This is a genomic window from Idiomarina xiamenensis 10-D-4 (assembly GCF_000299895.1).
GTDB lineage: Bacteria > Pseudomonadota > Gammaproteobacteria > Enterobacterales > Alteromonadaceae > Idiomarina > Idiomarina xiamenensis.
Map to the genome: position 1 here is coordinate 1 of NZ_AMRG01000015.1, position 18884 is coordinate 18884.

The 18884-nt window shown below is 46.1% G+C and carries 4 protein-coding genes; all 4 read right to left on the reverse strand.

What is annotated here, in order from left to right:
• Positions 1 to 34: 34 nt before the first annotated feature.
• Positions 35 to 343: an ISAs1 family transposase gene (locus tag A10D4_RS11070; protein ID WP_008489587.1), complete on the reverse strand. Its 309-nt coding sequence runs from the start codon at positions 341 to 343 to the stop codon at positions 35 to 37.
• A 289-nt stretch (positions 344 to 632) separates the two neighbouring features.
• A complete protein-coding gene (locus tag A10D4_RS11075; RefSeq protein ID WP_008489588.1) occupies positions 633 to 4673 on the reverse strand; it encodes a non-ribosomal peptide synthetase in 4041 nt (1346 codons plus the stop codon).
• Complete coding sequence (locus tag A10D4_RS11080; protein WP_008489589.1) at positions 4670 to 17803, reverse strand: non-ribosomal peptide synthetase; 13134 nt, start codon at positions 17801 to 17803, stop codon at positions 4670 to 4672. The genes A10D4_RS11075 and A10D4_RS11080 overlap by 4 nt, the downstream gene beginning before the upstream one ends.
• A gap of 47 nt (positions 17804 to 17850) precedes the next feature.
• The gene (locus tag A10D4_RS11085) at positions 17851 to 18642 is read right to left on the reverse strand and encodes a 2OG-Fe dioxygenase family protein (protein WP_008489590.1); all 792 of its coding nucleotides are present in this window, start codon (positions 18640 to 18642) and stop codon (positions 17851 to 17853) included.
• Positions 18643 to 18884 lie beyond the last annotated feature (242 nt).

Sequence of the window (18884 nt, forward strand, 5' to 3'; positions counted from 1 at the left end):
TTAAAAATGATGTCACCGCGAGAGTATCGAGTTCTCAAAATGGCAAGTTAGCATTGTCCGTTTTAGCGGGGGCAACTACATGATGTAACGCTTGCGGGTCGATACGACAAACAAGCCTAGCGATAGTGTCATGAACCGGTATGCCATAACTAAAATCACCGTACTTTTTCAGCCATTCCAGTCGCGAGTGGCCAAAATCTTCGATTTCTTCCCAGCCTTCTGCGCCTGAAATCACCGCAGTCAGGATTAAAAACAGGACATCAAACAGTTTATAGGTTACTTTTGATGCTTGTCTTGGGTCTTCAATGTCGGCAAAGTGGTCAGTCAGCAAAGTCAGGCTCATCGCGGCTCTCCGTATAAGAGAGTATATGATCACGACTAGAACTGATCGTCAAATCTATCCATTATTTAGCTGCTTAACTGGTTAATAAATGTTCGCGATCTCGCACTGGCCGGATAGCCTTGGTCATGGTTTGCTTAAACCTTTCAATGAATAGTGAGGTTCTACTGACGAGCATCAAGCTTCTACGTTATGAAGCGCGATGGCTTAAGTTAGCTAGAGAGCTATAACATACCGACTTTCGACAAAAATAATACAGCACCGGCATTTATATCGTAATTTTGGATAAGACTTAATCTGCCACACTGGCGTCATGTATAAATTGAGCCAAAAATTGCGCCGAATCTCCAACGTATTGAGACTGCAGCATACCGAAATGATCTCCTGATACAATACGATAGTTCACCGATTCGCTGATCGTCTTTTCGAGATAGTCGATATACGCCTGTATATCCACACCATTACCTTTGGCGAAGATAAACAAACAGTCCAAACCATCCAGTTCCTCTATGCGATACTTTTCGAACAACGTGGTTTGCTTGTTATACAGCGTTGTCAGGCTCTCAGATATCATCTCAGGCATTGCCGCATCATTTCGCTCAGATGTCACTTCAACGGTTTCGTTACGTTTGAGCTTTTGCTGCTCAAAATAAGTATCTAGTAGCACCGCCTTTACTTCATGTCCCTCTCTACGTAATAGCCTAGCCGTCTCTAGAGCTATCACACCGCCGTAAGAGTGGCCAAGCACCACATAAGGCCCCACCCTTTGTTGCTGACGAATATTCGCAGCAAACGCCACCGCATTGTCCGCCACACTGTCAAATATGGGGGTTTCACCAAACACTCCTTGATGGTCGAAGGCCAAGACCCTATAACGATATCGTTTTCCCTGGCCGGCGAGCGCCGTAAAAGTATTCGACAACCCGGCAATCCCCGGTATCGCATAAACGGTCTGATACCCCTCATAAGCATCACCCAACGGCTTAAGTAAGCTACCACTATGGTGCTCCTCTTCGCCATTGAGAAACTTGGCTAGCGTACGGATGGTGCTATATTTAAAAAATATCTTCACAGGTAATGATTGACCTAACCGATCTTCGACTTGCGCCACCATCCGTAATGTCAACAATGAATATCCGCCAAGCTCGAAGAAGTCGTCGTCAACACTTATTTGCTCACCCGGCACTCCCAATAGATCACTCCAAATCTCTACCAGAACCTTTTCTGTATCATTCTCGGCTTTGCCCCTTTCTTTACCTAACATCAATTGTTGGACTTTCAACAACGCCCTTTTATCTACTTTCCCAGTATCAGTTAGCGGCCAATCCGCCACTATCGCATACACATGCGGCACCATAAACTCGAGCACTCGTCGTGACAATCCTTCCTTGATGCCCGCGATAAACCTTTGCTCATCCTCGACGTTATCCTTAGGCTTAATATATCCGAGCAACTGCTTTCCACCCGTTTGATGTTCAACCGCCAACACCAACGCCGAATCCACCTCTGGCTCGGCCGCCAACTGCCGTTCTATTTCCCCTAGCTCGACTCGATATCCACGAATCTTCACCTGCTCGTCACTGCGCCCACAAAACTCGATCTCGCCACCATCCAACCACCGGACATTATCCCCTGTCTTATACAAGCGCCCGGCTTGCGGCAAAGCTGCCAGCGCCACGAATCGATCCGCCGTTTGCGCCTCTGCGCCATAATATCCTTGAGCCACAGCATGACCACCCAAGTATAATTCCCCTATAACGCCTGGAGGACATAAATGTCCTTGCTTATCTATTACGTAGCAAACAGTCCCTGTTATTGCACGTCCTATTGGCACACTTGCCATTCCCTCAATATCATTACAGGTGTCGTACACAGTCGCCACGACCGTCGCTTCTGTAGGACCATAGGTATTAAGTATCCTTATCGACTCGCCAAAGCGAGCCTTAAAGCGCTGCAATTGATACTTAGACATCGCTTCACCACCTAGCACCATCAACCGTATCGACTTAAACGCATCGTCTGGAAGCTGCGGCAGTACCTCACACAACGAGTGCCAATATGCCGTCGGTAAACTCATCACATTGATATTCTGTTCAGCCGTGAAATCGCACAACGCGTTCACGTCACTGACGATCTCGTCATTGCGCAGCACCAACGTTGCTCCTGCCGCTATCGTGGCAAACACTTCCTCAACAAAAATATCAAACGACATCGTCGAGAACTGTAATACCCGGTCATCGCCGTTAATACCATACGCATTTAATGCACCACTCAAATACGACTGAAGGTTACCGTGACTTATCATTACCCCTTTAGGCTCTCCCGTCGACCCCGACGTAAATGCGATATATGCCAACTCCTCATCATCAATATCTAGCGCCAAATCATCTTCAGCCTGTGCTTCAAGCTGATCTTCCAAAGTACGCACATCCAGACTTTGATATCCTTCGAACATCAAAGAGTGACGTTCACTGTCCAGCAGCACTAATGCGGCATTACTTTTGTCACACATCCATTGCATTCGACCGATCGGATAATCAGGATCTAATGTAATGTAACAACCTCCGGCTTTCAGCACGGCAAATACCGTTGCGATCAAACGGTTTGAACGTGCCATACATATCACCACTGCTTTACCGCGCAAATCGCTTTTTTGCACTAGGCTTCGTGCTAATTGATTCGACCAGGCATTAAGCTCAGCATAACTGAGTACATGATCTCCATCGACCAAAGCTTCATGTCCTCTTCGTGTTCTCGCTTGTCGCTCCAGCCACTCGTGCCCTAAAATGCTTTTTGTCGCCTTAGCAGGTATTGCCATAGCTTCTTTAACTGGAAGCGTCGCTATATCCGACAGCTTTGCCTCCGGCTTAGACGTAACTGCATGGATTAAATGCTCAAAACAATTAGCCATTCTTTCTATCGTTGATGGCATAAACAAATCAATGTTGTAGCCCCACAAGATTTTCAACGTCTCACCATCTTCAAAACTGGACACAGACAGGTCGAATTTAGTTTTAAGCATACTAAAATTTGGCTTCGACTCACTACTCATAGTATTACTAGCAGCATCCACATTATCCACGGTATCAAGACCAAAATAGATCTGTAATAACGGCGCATAAGCCAAAGATCTTTTGAGATTTAAGGTTTTGACCAATTCATCAAATGGCATATATTGGTGAGTATAGGCACCAAGTGCCACTTCCTTAGAGTGCAGCATCAACTGCTCGAATGTCTCGATGCCTTCAAACTGAATCCTAAAAATCAAGGTATTGACAAAAAAACCTATCATCTTAGCAACTTCAGGTTTATCTCGATTAGAAATGGATGAACCAAATACCACGTCCTGCTCGTTGCTGAAACGGCTTAACATCAAGGAAAAGATCGCGCTGGCACCCATAAACAAAGTCATGTTGTACTTTGCACACAGCGCTTTCAAATCTGCTAAAGGCTTACCCCGCAATTGGCTTTCGACCATACCACCATCATAGGTTTGCTCCTTCGGTCGTTGTTTATCCAACGGCAGATTGTGCACCAAAGGCGCCGCTTCGAGATTCTTGTGCCAATAGTCTATTTGTTTTTGTCTAAGCTCATGATTAAAGAACTTGTTTTCCCAAACTGCATAATCAGCAAACTGCACCTTAAGCGGCTCTAGAAGACAGGGTTGATTATTAAGATAACAGTGATACAAGGTATCAAGTTCTAAGCGCATTAGATCCTGAGACCAACCATCAGATGCAATATGGTGAACATTGATCAACAGGTAGCTTTCGTACTCACTGAAACGGCACAATGTGAAGCGAATAGGTAAACCAGCAGACAAATCAAAACAATGATCGGCTTCTCTTTCCATATATTCATGTACTTTGAGCAGAGCTTTTTCTCTTGGGAGTTCAAAGAGATCAACAATTTCCAACGGCAACTCGGGCAACGGCAGAATCACTTGATAGACTTTGCCTTCTTCTTCTACGTAAGCTGTTCTTAAAATCTCATGACGCGCAATAATCTCAGTCAACGCTCGCTTAAGCGACGAAACATCCAAGAACTTATCGATGTGCAATTCTTCGATAATGTTGTAATAGTTCGAACCTTGACCCAACGCATCGATAAACCATAATCGATTTTGCGAATAAGTGCTTGGCGCCAGTTGTCGGTTTGACTGGATCCCCAACTGTTCATAGGTTTCGATAATGGATGGTTTGAGCGACTTTAGTTCAAGCTTGATCTCATCAGTCAACGCTCCGCGATTAGCTTCGATAGAAAGCTTTTCATCGGTCCAATTGATATAAATCGACAATGATTTGTAATTAAGCAGTTTCTTTAGGATATTCATAGTTCAACAACCTCAATATCTGCCTCATCATTGTCGTCATCTTGTGCAAACGCTGGTATCTCCAACCCTTGCTCAGCTTGTTTCTCAACAGCCTGAGCAAATTCTCCTAACTCTGAGTAATTGAAAATGTCCAAAATGGCCATTTCTATTTGCTTATCTCCGCGTAGTCTGGCGATGATTTTAGTGGCCATCATCGAATGTCCGCCGAGCTCGAAAAAGTTATCGTGCAAACCGACCTGCCCGACATCCAACACCTGCTGCCAAACCTCGGCAAGATAGCACTCCATTTCACTCTTTGGAGCGACATACTCTTTGCTTCTACTCAAGGCAGATATATCTACCCGTGGCAACGCCCGCTGATCAACCTTACCATTGATGGTAAGCGGAATACGTTCTATCGGCATAAAGGCAGCCGGCATCATGTAGTTAGGTAAGGTCAGTGCCACTTGGTTTTTCAATTCTACGATTAGTTGTTCGGTCGCAGCTTCATCAAGATTCGACTCTTGACAGCAAACCAAATAAGCGACGAGCTGCTTGTCACCATCATCCTGTTGTTGAACCACTACCAAAGCATCGTCCACAGAAGGGTGGACAATCAACACATGACGGATCTCTCCCAGCTCGATTCTAAATCCACGTATTTTCACCTGTTGGTCAGCACGCCCGACAAACTCTAAATCGCCGCGGCTATTCCAACGTAATAGGTCACCGGTTTTATACAATCGGTCACCTTCGACAAACGGGCTTGGCAAGAACCTCAGTTCGGTCATCTGCGGACTATAGTTGTAGCCACGAGCAAGACCCATACCGCCGATATACAACTCCCCAACCACACCTTGAGGTACTACACGCATCTGGTCATCTAAAACATATAGTCTGTTATTGGTGACTGGCTTGCCGATTGGAGCCACTTTGCATTCAGTATCTATGCCATGACGAACTTGGTAGATACTGCAACAAATGCTTGATTCTGAAGGACCGTAGCCGTTTAGAATTTCAACCTCAGGCAACAACTCTTTAATCAATTGCAATTGTTTCATCGCGAGTGATTCGACCCCGACAAGCAACCGTTTTAGCGGCGGTCTTTTAGTCGCACGCTCAAGATAGTTGGTAAATTCGCCAACATAAACTGGCGGTAAGAAACAACTCGAGACTTGCCGTTCAACCAACAGTCCAAACAACTTAACGGTATTCATTCGGGTGTTGTCTTCGATTACTTCTAGGCAGTGACCGTAACACAGGGCACTCATGACCTCGTATACCGAAACATCGAAACTAAAACTGGCCGCTTGTGTGACTCGGGCTCCCTGTGGCAACGGAGCAATCCGTTGCATAAATTCAAGCAAGCTGACTACACCTCGGTTATGACAAGCAACTCCTTTAGGTTTACCCGTAGAGCCCGACGTGTAAATCACGTAGGCCAAAGAGTCAGGTGTAGCATCATTAACTGGGGAATCGATCGACAACATTCGCAACTTCGCTGCCATAGTATCGTCGTTAACACATACAGCGATATCATCGGCAAAATCGCATCTATCTTTCATTTCGGTGCTGGTCAAGACAGTAGTCATTTGTGAGTCTTCCATCATGTACGCCAAACGACTTTGCGGATAAGACGGTTCAAGCGGAACATAAGCACCACCAGCTTTAAGTATCGCGACCACAGAAATTATCATTTCGATGGAACGTTCAAAACAAACACCGACCTGAACATCGACATTGACGCCGCGCTCATTTTGAAGATAGTGAGCTAATTGATTCGCTCTAGCGTTAAGTTCGCCGTAACTAAGCTGTTGTTCATTGAATACAACGGCTGGAGCATCCGGCGTCGACCTACCATATTGCTCGATGAGTTGATAAAAACATTTATCTTCTATCAGAGCTACATCGGTGCTATTAAAATCGTAAACCAACTTGTCGTATTCAGATCTCGATACAATATCTATCTGATTAATGGGTGCACTAGTATCTTGCACAACTGCCCGTAATACTTGCTGGAAGTATGCAATATAACGTTCAATCGTTGTTCTATCGAAAAGCGAGGTGGCAAATTCCAGGTTACCGACAATGACATCGTCTTGTTCCTCCATATGCATAGAAAGATCATATTTGGCACTGCTACCACCATCGACTTCATAGCTTTGCACCGAAAGACCTGTTTGATGTTCGGTTTCAACGTTCCTAGTCGTCGCTTTCTGCCAAGCAAATGTAACTTGGAAGATCGGGCTGAAAGCAGCACTTCTTGCTGGACTAATGGCTTGCACAACCTGTTCGAAAGAAACAAGCTGATTATCATGTGCAGCAAAAAACGTATCTCTGACCTGCGTGAGTAATTGTGCAACCGATGGTTCACCGGATAAATCAACTCGTATCGGCAAGACATTGATAAAGAAACCTATGACTTGTTCCAAGTCTTTAACTGGGCGGTTAGCAGAAGGCGTTCCAATGACAATATCTTTTTCACCGGAAATTTTGCCCAACAGTAGCGCCCATGCACTCATCATGGCCATATATAAAGATACGCCGTGCTCACGACTGATTTGACGCAATTGAGCAGTCAACTCTTCGTCAATGAGCAAGTCGATTGAACCACCACTAAAGTCTTGTACCGGAGGTCTTTGATAATCGGCAGGTACCGGTAGAAAATCTGGAATACCAACTAATTGATTCTGCCAGTACTGTACTTGCTGTTCGATCCCGTCATCACCCAGAGAGTCATGTTGCCATTTAGCATAATCGCCAAACTGTAAAGCCAGCGGTGCCAATGGGTTAGTTTGGCCTTTAGCAAACGCTGTATAGAGGGTTTTAAACTCCTCAATCAACAAGCCGATTGACCAATGGTCCGCGATAATATGATGCATAACCATCAGCAATACATGCTGATTTTCTGACATTTTAACCAACTGACCAAATATCACTGGACCTGCACTCAAATCAAACTCATGGCTGACAAGTCTTTCCATCCACTCGCTCAGCTTAAGTTGTTTGTCATCAAAATCGCAGAGGTCTTCGTATCCTAACTCAAATTGGCTCTCTTTAGAGACTTGCTGTACCGGTTCGTCGTTAAGCAAAATGAAGCGACTACGCAACAACTCATGACGCGCGACTATCTCATCCAATGCTCGCTGTACCACAGCAAACTCCAGCTTGCCTTTAAGTTGATAACCCAGCGAAATATTGTAGGCTAGGTTGGCACCATTGACTTGATGCTGGAACCATAATTGGCTCTGTGCAAAAGCCAGTGGGAAAGTATCTCGCTCATCACTCGGAACGATATGAACCAGATTCCGCGTCCCAGCATCGGTCTCCTCCTCATTGTTTATTATTAACTCTTCTATTACGCCTGCAAGCTCAGCAATCGTTAATGCGGTAAATATATCTCGCAGCGGCAAGTTAACCGACAACGACTCTTTGACTCTGGAGATCATTCGTGTAGCCAACAGCGAATGGCCGCCCAACTCGAAGAAGTTGTCGTAAATGCCGATTTTTTCGATACCTAACAGATCCTGCCAAATGTCCACCAAAAGCTTTTCAGTATCCTTGGTTGGCGCGACGTAATCCGCCAAGTCAAAGTCTTGCTCCGGTTTCGGCAATGCCTTACGGTCTATCTTTCCGTTCGGTAGCAGCGGGAAAGCATCCAACAACACCATCAAGCTTGGTACCATGTAATCCGGTAGCTGCTCCAACAAGTACCGGCGCAAGGTATCCGCCGTCACTTCTCCATCCACCACCGTATAGTAAGCCACCAAACGTACTTGTTCGTTGCCGCCGTACTGGGGCAGAACTAGCACACTATTGATGTCATCATGTCGTAACAACGCAACTTCCACTTCCCCTAGTTCAATACGAAAACCCCGTACCTTTACCTGATGATCTAATCGTCCAATAAACACCAGACGACCATCCTCTAAGCGACGCACCAAGTCACCAGTTTTGTACAAACGGCTATCGGGTTCATCACTAAATGGGTTTTTAATGAATTTCTCTGCCGTAATAGCCGCACTATTGAGGTATCCCCTTGCCAAGCCTGCACCGCCAAGCAACAATTCGCCCTTGACACCTAGCGGTACCAACTTCTGATGGGCGTCAACCACGTAAGCTTGGGTTTCGTCTATCGGCAAACCAATGGTGTTCTCGCCAGCACGTTCGCGTAGTGCAAACGTCGAATACGTCGTATCCTCTGAGGGACCATAGAGGTCATAGACCTTATTCACACCAGTATCATATAAACGGTTTACCAAATCCCCGTTGAGCGGCTCACCTGCTAAATTCACTGTCTTTACGCTATTTGGTAACGCGCGGTTATCCAGCAACGCCCGAATGCCTGATGGCACCGTGTTAATCAGACTTAACGGCGCACTCACCGAGTCGTCGATCAGTGATAGAATGTTCTCAACTACAACCACCTGGCCACCACTACTCAGCGTCACATATATCTCATAAACCGAGAGATCAAAACACATTGATGTCGACGCCAAAACACATCTCAACTCATCTTGGCTGTATTGCTTCAAGCTCCACTCAATCAACGCATCGGCATTGCGATGCTCTATCATCACCCCTTTGGGTTTACCCGTTGACCCGGACGTATAAATGACATACGCCAACTGCCGATCAACCAGACCCAAGTCTTCCGCATTCAAATCCGTAGCGCTGAAGCCACTCAAGGTCTGCTCAAACTCGGCGCTATCGATATACACCACCTGCTCATCGTCAAACGGCGTCTCTTGCCATTGAGTCTGACTTAATACAGTTTCTACCCCAGTATCAGCGATAATATATTGCAGACGTGACAAGGGGTATGCCGGATCTAATGGCACATAGGCGCCGCCTGCTTTCATAATCGCTAACATTGACACCACCATGTCTAACGACCGATCGGTATAAATACCCACAAACTGCTCGGCCTTTACGCCACGCACTTCAATTAAGTAGCAGGCCAAGCGATTCGCCTTGGCGTTCAATTCACCATAGCTGATATCCTGCCCTTTGGCACTTAAGGCTATCGCCTCTGGTTGGCTTTGCGCCAGTGCTTCAAAGCGTTGGTATAAACGCTGCCCTGTACCTCGACGGAACTGACTCTCGTTGCCGCTGCACAGTAATTCGTTACGCTCCACCGCCGATAGAACGTCAATCTGGTCGACTCTTTGCTCGGCGCCACTGACGAGAGCCTCAAGCACTTTTTGGAAGTAACCGATATAACGTGCGATGGTTTCTGCCTTGAACAATGCCGTTGCGAACTCAATGCTACCGACGATCCGTGACGACTGCTCTTCTAGGTGCAAACTTAAATCGTATTTTGCTGTTACTGTGCTGTCTAAACCATAGGTAGACAAGGATAAACCGTGATCATCATCAAGTCCTGATTGCCCCTCTTGCGCACTTTGCCAAGAAAACATCACTTGGAACAATGGACTATAAGAAGCACTCCGCGCCGGGCTTACCGCCTGAACCACCTGCTCAAAGGGTAAGTGCTGATAGTGGTGAGCATTTAAGAAGGTTTCTCTAACCTGTTTCAACAAGGTCTTAACATTCGGATTGCCCGACACATCTAGACGGATTGCCAACATGTTGATGAAGACCCCTACCAATCCTTCCAGCTCACCTACTGGTCGATTACTTGAAGGCGTACCGATGACAATATCCTGTTCGCCAGACAGCTTGCTCAGTAATACGCCCCAACCCGCCATCAAAGCCATATACAACGACACACCATGACGACGGCTCAAACGCCGTAACCCTTCGGTCAAAGTTTCGTCAAGTTCAAGGCTAACTGCGCTACCACTAAAGTCTTGAACAGCAGGACGCTGATAGTCCGCAGCCACTTGTAGTTGGCCCGGTGCACCTGCCAACTGACCTCGCCAGTAGTCAACATATTCAGCCATCGCTTCGCCGCTGAACCATGTTTGTTGCCATTGAGCATAATCGCCGAACTGCACCAGCAAAGGTGGCAACGGCGATGGTTCTCCGGTCACAAAGGCCTGATACAAGCACTTGAATTCGTATGTCAGTAATCCCAGCGACCATCGGTCGGCCAGAATGTGGTGCATCACGATAAACAACACATGGTCGTCTTCAGCCAACTTCAATAACGAGCCACGAATAAGGTGCTCACCTGACAAATCAAATTCGACCTTGCATAACTCACCCAATCGAGCATCCAATGCCGAAATAACATCCTCCTGTACGGATAGATCTTCTTCATCCAGCATAAAATAGGATTCATCTGCCGCCATCACCCGTTGTACCGGCACTTCGTCTACTGTCATAAAACGGCTGCGTAATAATTCATGTCGCTCGACAATGCTATTCAGCGCGTCGCGTACCGCCTGGCTATCCAGTACACCTTTGACACGATACGCTACTGGAATATTGTAAGCTTGGTTAGCGCCTTCCATTTGGTGGATAAACCACAAGCGTTTTTGCGCAAACGACAACGGGAATTGCTCACGAGATTCACTCGACTCAATAGCAGGTAGATGGCTTTGCAAGCTCTTGCTTCCATCTTCGGCAGCATGCTCTTCTATTACGATTGCAAGTTCGGCTATAGAGGGCGCTTCAAATAGACTGCGTAATGATAAATCGATCTCAACGGATTGCTTGATACGAAGCATGATACTGGTGGCCAACAACGAATGACCACCCAATTCGAAAAAGTTGTCGTGGATACCGATTTGTTCGAGATCTAGCAGCTCCTGCCAGATGCCAACCAATAGCTTTTCAGTATCGGTGGTCGGCGCGACATACTCCGCTCGATTGATCTCCAGCTCTGGCGTCGGCAAACGATTACGATCTATCTTACCGTTTAGCAACAATGGGAAAGACTGTAGCATGATGACAAAACTCGGCATCATGTAATCCGGCAAATGGCCTGAGAGATATTTGCGCAATTGCTCTGCGGGCACTTCACCATCTACCGGCGTGTAATAAGCCACTAGGCGCACCTGTTGGCTCTCGTCGTACTGAGCCATCACTAGTGCATTGCCTACGCCTGAATGACTTAATAACGCAGTTTCCACTTCACCCAATTCGATACGAAAGCCTCTAACTTTCACCTGATGGTCGATACGACCGACAAACACTAAATTGCCGTCCGGCTGACGGTGCACCAAATCGCCTGATTTATACAAACGACTTTGTGGATCATCGCTAAATGGGTTTGGGATAAATTTCGCCGCTGTCATCTCTTCGGCATTGAGGTAACCTCGCGCTAAACCTGCTCCACCAAGTAACAATTCACCTTTCACCCCAAGTGGTACCAACTGTTGGTTGCCATCGACCACATACGCCTGAGTGTTGTGAATCGGCTGACCAATTGTATTCTCACCATCACGTTTACGAAGTGCAAAAGTCGAATAAGTGGTATCTTCCGAAGGGCCATACAAGTCATATACTTTATTAATGCCAGCGTCATACAGACGGTTGACAACAACAGTTGATAATGGCTCACCGGCTAGGTTCACGGTTTTTACGCTAGCGGGTATCGTACCGCTATCAAGCAAGGCGCGAATACCGGAAGGCACCGTATTGATCATCGTCAGCGACTCTTCTATCGGCACCTCTGTCAGCGCTAGAATGTTCTCTACTATAATCGCTTGGCCGCCACTACTTAAGGTGACGAATAACTCAAATATTGATAAGTCGAAACACATCGATGTCGATGCCAAGACACAGCCTAATTCCTCTTTGCTGAAATTGTCCAAACTCCAGCGTATGAGTGCCTGAGAATTGCGGTGCTCTATCATCACACCTTTCGGCTGACCGGTTGAGCCTGAGGTATAAATAACATAAGCCAAGTGGCTATCGGTTAAGCCCAAAAGCTTGTCATCTAAATTGTCCGAGTTGTAATGGCTTAGCTGGTTCTGAAACGAAGCATCATCCATAAACACTGCTTGATCTGGCCCAAATGGAGTTATCTGGTCTCTCCATTTGACTTGAGTCAATACAGTATCAACTGCCGTGTCGTCAGTGATATAAGTCAAGCGCGATAGTGGGTACTCTGGATCTAACGGCACATAGGCGCCACCGGCTTTCAAAATCGCCAACATAGCGACCACCATGTCCAGTGATCGGTCGGTGTAGATACCGACAAACTGCTCTTGTTTAACCCCCCTTTCTTCCACCAAGTATTTCGCTAATCGGTTAGCTTTGCCGTTTAACTCACCATAACTAATGATGTCTCCTCTGCAGCTTAACGCGATAGCGTCAGGTTGACTTTGCGCGTGTCGCTCGAATAAATGATAAATACGCTCTCCCTGAGGATAGGGGACCTGAGTGTCGTTCCAGTGATAAAGTAACGAATGACGTTCATGTGACGATAAAACATCAATGCTATCGACTCTCTGACCGGCATCAAATACCATCGCTTCGAGAATCTTTTTAAAATAAGAGATAAACCGTTCGATGCGCTCTGGTTTAAACAACGACGTGGCAAACTCAATGTTGCCTACCAACATATCCCTTTGTTCTTCCATATACAGGCTTAAATCATACTTCGCAGTAATGACTGAACCGATGTCATACTTGCCTATGTCGACAATTGACTGAGGCTCGACCTGCGATTTAGTGTTTTCACCATGGTACATCTGCCAAGAAAAAATTACCTGAAACAATGGGCTATAGGCTGGACTACGGGTTGGACTAACGGCTTTGACTACTTGCTCGAACGACAATTGCTGGTGCTCGTGAGCACTTAAAAAAGTATCGCGCACTTGGATTAGCAAACTTTTCACATCTAAATCGTCTGGCAAATCTACCCGTATTGCCAGCATGTTGATGAAAAAACCGATCATCTGCTCAGTCTCTTGTTTCGGCCGGTTGGCCGATGGCGTGCCAACGACAACATCCCGCTCACCAGATAGCTTTTTCAACAAAATGACCCAAGCTGACATAACCGCCATATAGAGTGAAACTCCGTATTTGCGGCTGATCTGACGTAATCCATCAGTCAAATGGGCATCAATAGAAAAATCAATAGCATGACCTTCAAACTGCTGTACCGCTGGACGCGGATAATCCGTCGCTAACTGCAACTGTGCTGGAGCCCCAGCCAATTTGCGTTGCCAGTATTCAATATGGCGTTGCTCCACCTCGCCTGTAAACCAATCCTGCTGCCATCGGGCATAATCACCAAACTGTACCGGCAGAGGTGACAACGGCGACGGTTCACCTGCGACAAAGGCGTGATATAAAGCCTTGAACTCATCTATAAATAGCCCAATCGACCAATGGTCAGCGATGATATGGTGCATCACCAGCAACAACAATTGCTCTTCACTCGATAGCTTCACCAGCTTGGCTCGTACCAACGGCCCTGCACTTAGATCAAACTGTATGTTATTAAAGTCACTTATCCTCTTCTGTAATGCTGAAGCAGGGGCTGACAAACGACTTAAGTCCTGCTCAGTCATTTCGAAACCGATCTCTGCAGCACTCACTACCTGTTGCATCGGAATACCGTCGCACTCAATAAATTGAGTACGTAGCGATTCATGCCGCTCGACAATATGATTAAGTACCTGCTTGACCATACTTACATCCACCGCGCCCAACAAACGCAATCCGATAGGAACGTTATAGGCCCGCCCCGCCCCTTCCATCTGGTGGAGGAACCACAACCGACTTTGGGCAAATGCTAATGGGAATAAAGAACGCTGCTGACTCGCCGTTAACGGTGGTAACGGATGCGTCGAAATAGCTAGGATGTCATCGTTGCCCGAGTCAGCCAGTTTATCCAGCGTGACCGCCAATTCCGATACCGTCGGCGATTCGAATAAACGCCTAAGAGGTAAGTCGAGACCCATTTCCTCTTTAATCCGCGCGATGATACGCGTGGCTAACAACGAATGTCCCCCAAGCTCGAAAAAATTATCGTTCACCCCCACCGAAGGAATCCCCAATAGCACCTGCCAAATGCCGCACAATTGCACCTCGCGTTCACTGCGCGGCGCGAGATATATGCTTTGTCGTACAGAAAAACTCGGTGCTGGCAACGCCTTTTTGTCTACCTTGCCGTTGATATTCAGCGGGAACATATCCAGCTCAATAAAATCTGCCGGCACCATATAGGTTGGCACTAGCGGCTTTAAGTAATTCCGTAACTCACTTCCTGTGAGTTCACTATCCGCGTTAGGCACAAAGTACGCTACCAAACATTTCTCGCTCTGATGGTCTTCACGCACCAACACTACGACATCCTTTACAGATGCATGCTCTTGCAATAGCGACCCTATTTCATCTGGCTCGACACGATTGCCTCTAATTTTCACCTGGTTATCGATACGTCCCAAGTACTGTAAACTGCCATCGACTAAAAACCGGGCCAAATCTCCGGTACGATACAAACGCTCACTCTTAGCTAGAAACGTCGTGTTGACAAATCGCTGGACGGTCATTTCCGGTCTATTGATATAGCCGTTAGCCACCGCGTAACCGCCTAAATAAACCTCGCCAGCCACTCCTTGCGGCACAGCCTCCATATTCTCATCAAGGATGTAGATGGTAGTATTAGCCACTGCATGACCGATACTTACTTCATGGCCCGTTTTATCAACCTCCGGCGCACTCGGTAGCAGCGCTCGGGTAATAGCAATACTACCTTCTGTCGGGCCATAGGTATTGAACACCCGTATCCGCCCGTCAATATGATGCTGCCACTGGTTAAGTTTCTCTGGTATCGCCCGTTCGCCCCCGATCACGACGTCCGTAATGCGTTCCGGTAATGGATATTTGTCGAGCGTTGCAATCAACTCATGCCAATAAGCTGTCGGTAACACCATAGTGGTGATATCCATCTGGCGTAAAAACCCGGTAAAAATCTCTGTCGAATCGAGCATCCTCTCCGGTCGCAGCACCAAGATTGCCCCAACATAAAACGCGACAAACGCCTCTTCTAAAAACGCATCAAACGCTACCGAGGCAAACTGCAGCATCCGAGCGCCAATGTCGGTACCGTAATCATAAGCACCGCCTATCACGTAATTCACTACCCCCACATGGTTAAGTTCGACCCCTTTGGGTTTACCGGTCGAACCTGAGGTATATAAAATACAAGAAGCGTCTTCTCCCTTGACCGCAATATCCAAATTACCATCAAGTTGTTCAGCCACTGCCGATTCGACTTCGTCCATCAACACAAAACGACACATACCTTCAGGCAATACTGAAGAATGCTCTTTAGTGCTTATCATGAGCTTTACCGCAGAGTCGTCAACGATCAGCCGCATTCGCTCAATCGGACAGCTGATATCCAACGGCACATAAACCGCACCAGTTTTTAAAATCGCTAGAATCGCCACAAACTGCTCTAAGGTGCGAGGTAAGAATACACCTACTCGACTACCTGGGGTCACTCCTTGAGCTACTAAGTAATGAGCCAAATGATTAGCTTTAACGTTGAGCTCACCATAGCTCAACATGGCATTCTCTTCAGGCGATTCTATTGCAATGCAATCACCATTTTTAGCCGCCTGATTCTCTACCAACTGATGTATCAATTGCGTCGGCAGATCCATTACTGGACCCACACTCCACTGCTTGAGCATTCGCTCACGCTCAGCGGTCGTAGTCATTGATAACTCGTGCACTTCCGATTGTGGATTAGCCATCGCAGAACGTAGCAGTACTATCAGGTTTTCTATCACACCACGAATCGAATGTACGTCAAATACGTCTTGATTATACTCGGTGACTCCCCAAATCCCTTTCGGGTGCTCAATAAAACTTATAGACAAATCGAACTTCGTGGTGCCGTTAGAGTTCTCCATCTGGTAAACGACGGCATCGTCGGTAATATCCGGATACGGCTCCAATGTATCCGGTCCCCATAATTCGCTTTTATCCAGTTTGAGATCTGGTGTATTAAGCAAAATAATCATGGTATCGAACATTGGATTGCCATTCGTAGTCCGCTCGACATTCAACTTCTGGAGTAAACTTTCGTATGGAACGCTCTGATACGAATAAGCACCAAGACAAGTTTCTTTAACTTGAGCCAATAGCTCTCTAAAACTTATCCCTTTAGGCACCTGAACCCTCAGCGGCAACGTATTAAGCATAAAGCCAATAAGCCCTTCGGTTTCAATCTGATGGCGGTCGGAGATAGGCGTGCCAATAATAAAGTCGTCTTGCCGAGTATAACGCTGCAACAATACACCATAACTGGCTAGCAACAACATAAACAAAGTCACATCTTCTTTTTCACTAAACGATCTCAATTCAGCGCAGATGCTCGGAGGTAGATAGAACTTACCATTGGCACCGTTAGCCGGTATTTGCCTAGGGTTGTCTTCGACGAGTTTGAGCTTAGGTATTTCACCGGCCAAGCGTTCACACCAGTAATCCAAGTGGCTATCTAAATTCTTTCCCGTAAGCCAACGTCTTTGCCAAATGGCAAAATCCGCCCATTGAATCGACAACTGAGGTAAAATAGGTGGAACTCCATCACGATAAGCAACATACAGTTTTTCGATTTCTTGATTCAGTGTTTTTTTCGACCAGTCATCACTAGCGATATGGTGAATACTCAACAGCCAAATATATTTCGCTGTTGCGAGTTTAATCAGCTTTACTCTTAACGGTGGTTCACTATCGAGTTTAAAAGGTTTTTTCGCCTCATCGGCGGCAATCTGCAGTGCTTCTTGTTGTGCCTGCCCCAAATCTAAGTGAGTTAGATCTACCAGCGGTAACGTCATTTCAAAGGGTGGTAGAATCTTTTGCTCTGGAATACCATCATTTGCTTGAAATACGGTACGTAACAACTCATGTCTTGCAATCAGGCTGGTCATTGCCTTGCTAAGGGCTGCGATATCAATTTCATGATTGATAGGATGGGCGTCGCATACATTATAAGATGGCACTGAGGGTTCTAGCTGGTCTAAAAACCATAACCTCTGCTGGGCATAGGTCAGTGGTATGGGCTCGTTTCGGTCAAAAGCCTTCAGCTCAATGCTCTCAATCGCTTGCCTCTGTTGCAGCAGTTTTATCAATTCTGGCTTCCGCGTTATCAGTTGTCTCTTGATATCGTCATTCATGACGCCAGCTGGTGCACGGAAACGCAATTTCTCACCCTCCAGCCATAGAGAGATTTTTAGCTCTACAAGATACTTTAAAAACTGCGTATTTGATTGCATGAAACTTATTTCCTTTAGCTCAATGCTTCCGACTTGCGATCTATTGATTATTGCCCTTTAAGGCGGCGAACAAAACTTTCCATACTTTCCTCTGAAGGAAGCTTCAGTTTCGGTTCGCAAGTGTATCCAATAATTAGTACATCACGAATTGCGTTTTTACCGGCTTGTGCCTGTGTTATCGGACTTACCGCATGCATTACATTGGTATCCCAAACAATTAACGAGTCCATTGGTTCGCTCATGGTCATTGAGGTCAACGGTTTTTTATTTTTACCATAAACTGAGCTTACCCCTCCGACAACATTCTCCCTCTTTATTAAATGCATACTGACGAAGTTATTTTCGTCGTGATGGACTCCTTCGGGAGTCGGCTCCCCTATCTCATCGTCTGTACTAATAATTCGAACCTGGTGAACATCTAGCTGCCATGGATTGTTTGCCATTTCATCGGTTAGGGTAAACTGGTTAAAATGGGCGCGAATAATTTCATGTAGAAAGATATTGGTTTTAGTCTCTTCGCGCATTGGTGCGAAATGCCGATAAATACCACCAACATAGCTATTGAGTTCTTCAGATTGATAATAAGGGGTGTTTGGAAAGGCTATCACCTCACAGGTTTTTGGATGAAAATAAAAGTAGTTGAAACGTCTGAAGCGAAAATGAGATCCATTTTTCAAATATTTATCGAATCCCAAATCTTCCCAGTCTTGCCATAATTTTTGCCTAGCTTCATCCAAGTGTGAAGAAAATATAAAATCCTCTGCGCCAATAACGACATAATTGTCCGTTTTCAATTTATCTTTGGCATTGAATTTGATTTCAATAGCACTGTCTTTCATATCTACCCCCTTACTAAACTTTCATTTTATTATTTCTCATTAAGATCTCGCTCTATGAGAAATCGGTATAGTTTCTGGCGATTGGACTGCTCGCATTAACGCTCACGACAAGTATTTCTTCATCCAGCCCATCACCATTAAGACATATTTCATGTGCTACGAAGATGCTTCATCAAGCGACAAATCCGTCAATGTTATACTCATCAATAAACCAAAGATGTGACGTCTTGCCATCATTGCCC

Coding starts and splice junctions, on each gene's coding strand:
- A10D4_RS11070 (WP_008489587.1), bottom strand. CDS start 343: ATGAGCCTGACTTTGCTGACTGACCACTTTGCCGACATTGAAGACCCA.
- A10D4_RS11080 (WP_008489589.1), bottom strand. CDS start 17,803: ATGCAATCAAATACGCAGTTTTTAAAGTATCTTGTAGAGCTAAAAATC.
- A10D4_RS11075 (WP_008489588.1), bottom strand. CDS start 4,673: ATGAATATCCTAAAGAAACTGCTTAATTACAAATCATTGTCGATTTAT.
- A10D4_RS11085 (WP_008489590.1), bottom strand. CDS start 18,642: ATGAAAGACAGTGCTATTGAAATCAAATTCAATGCCAAAGATAAATTG.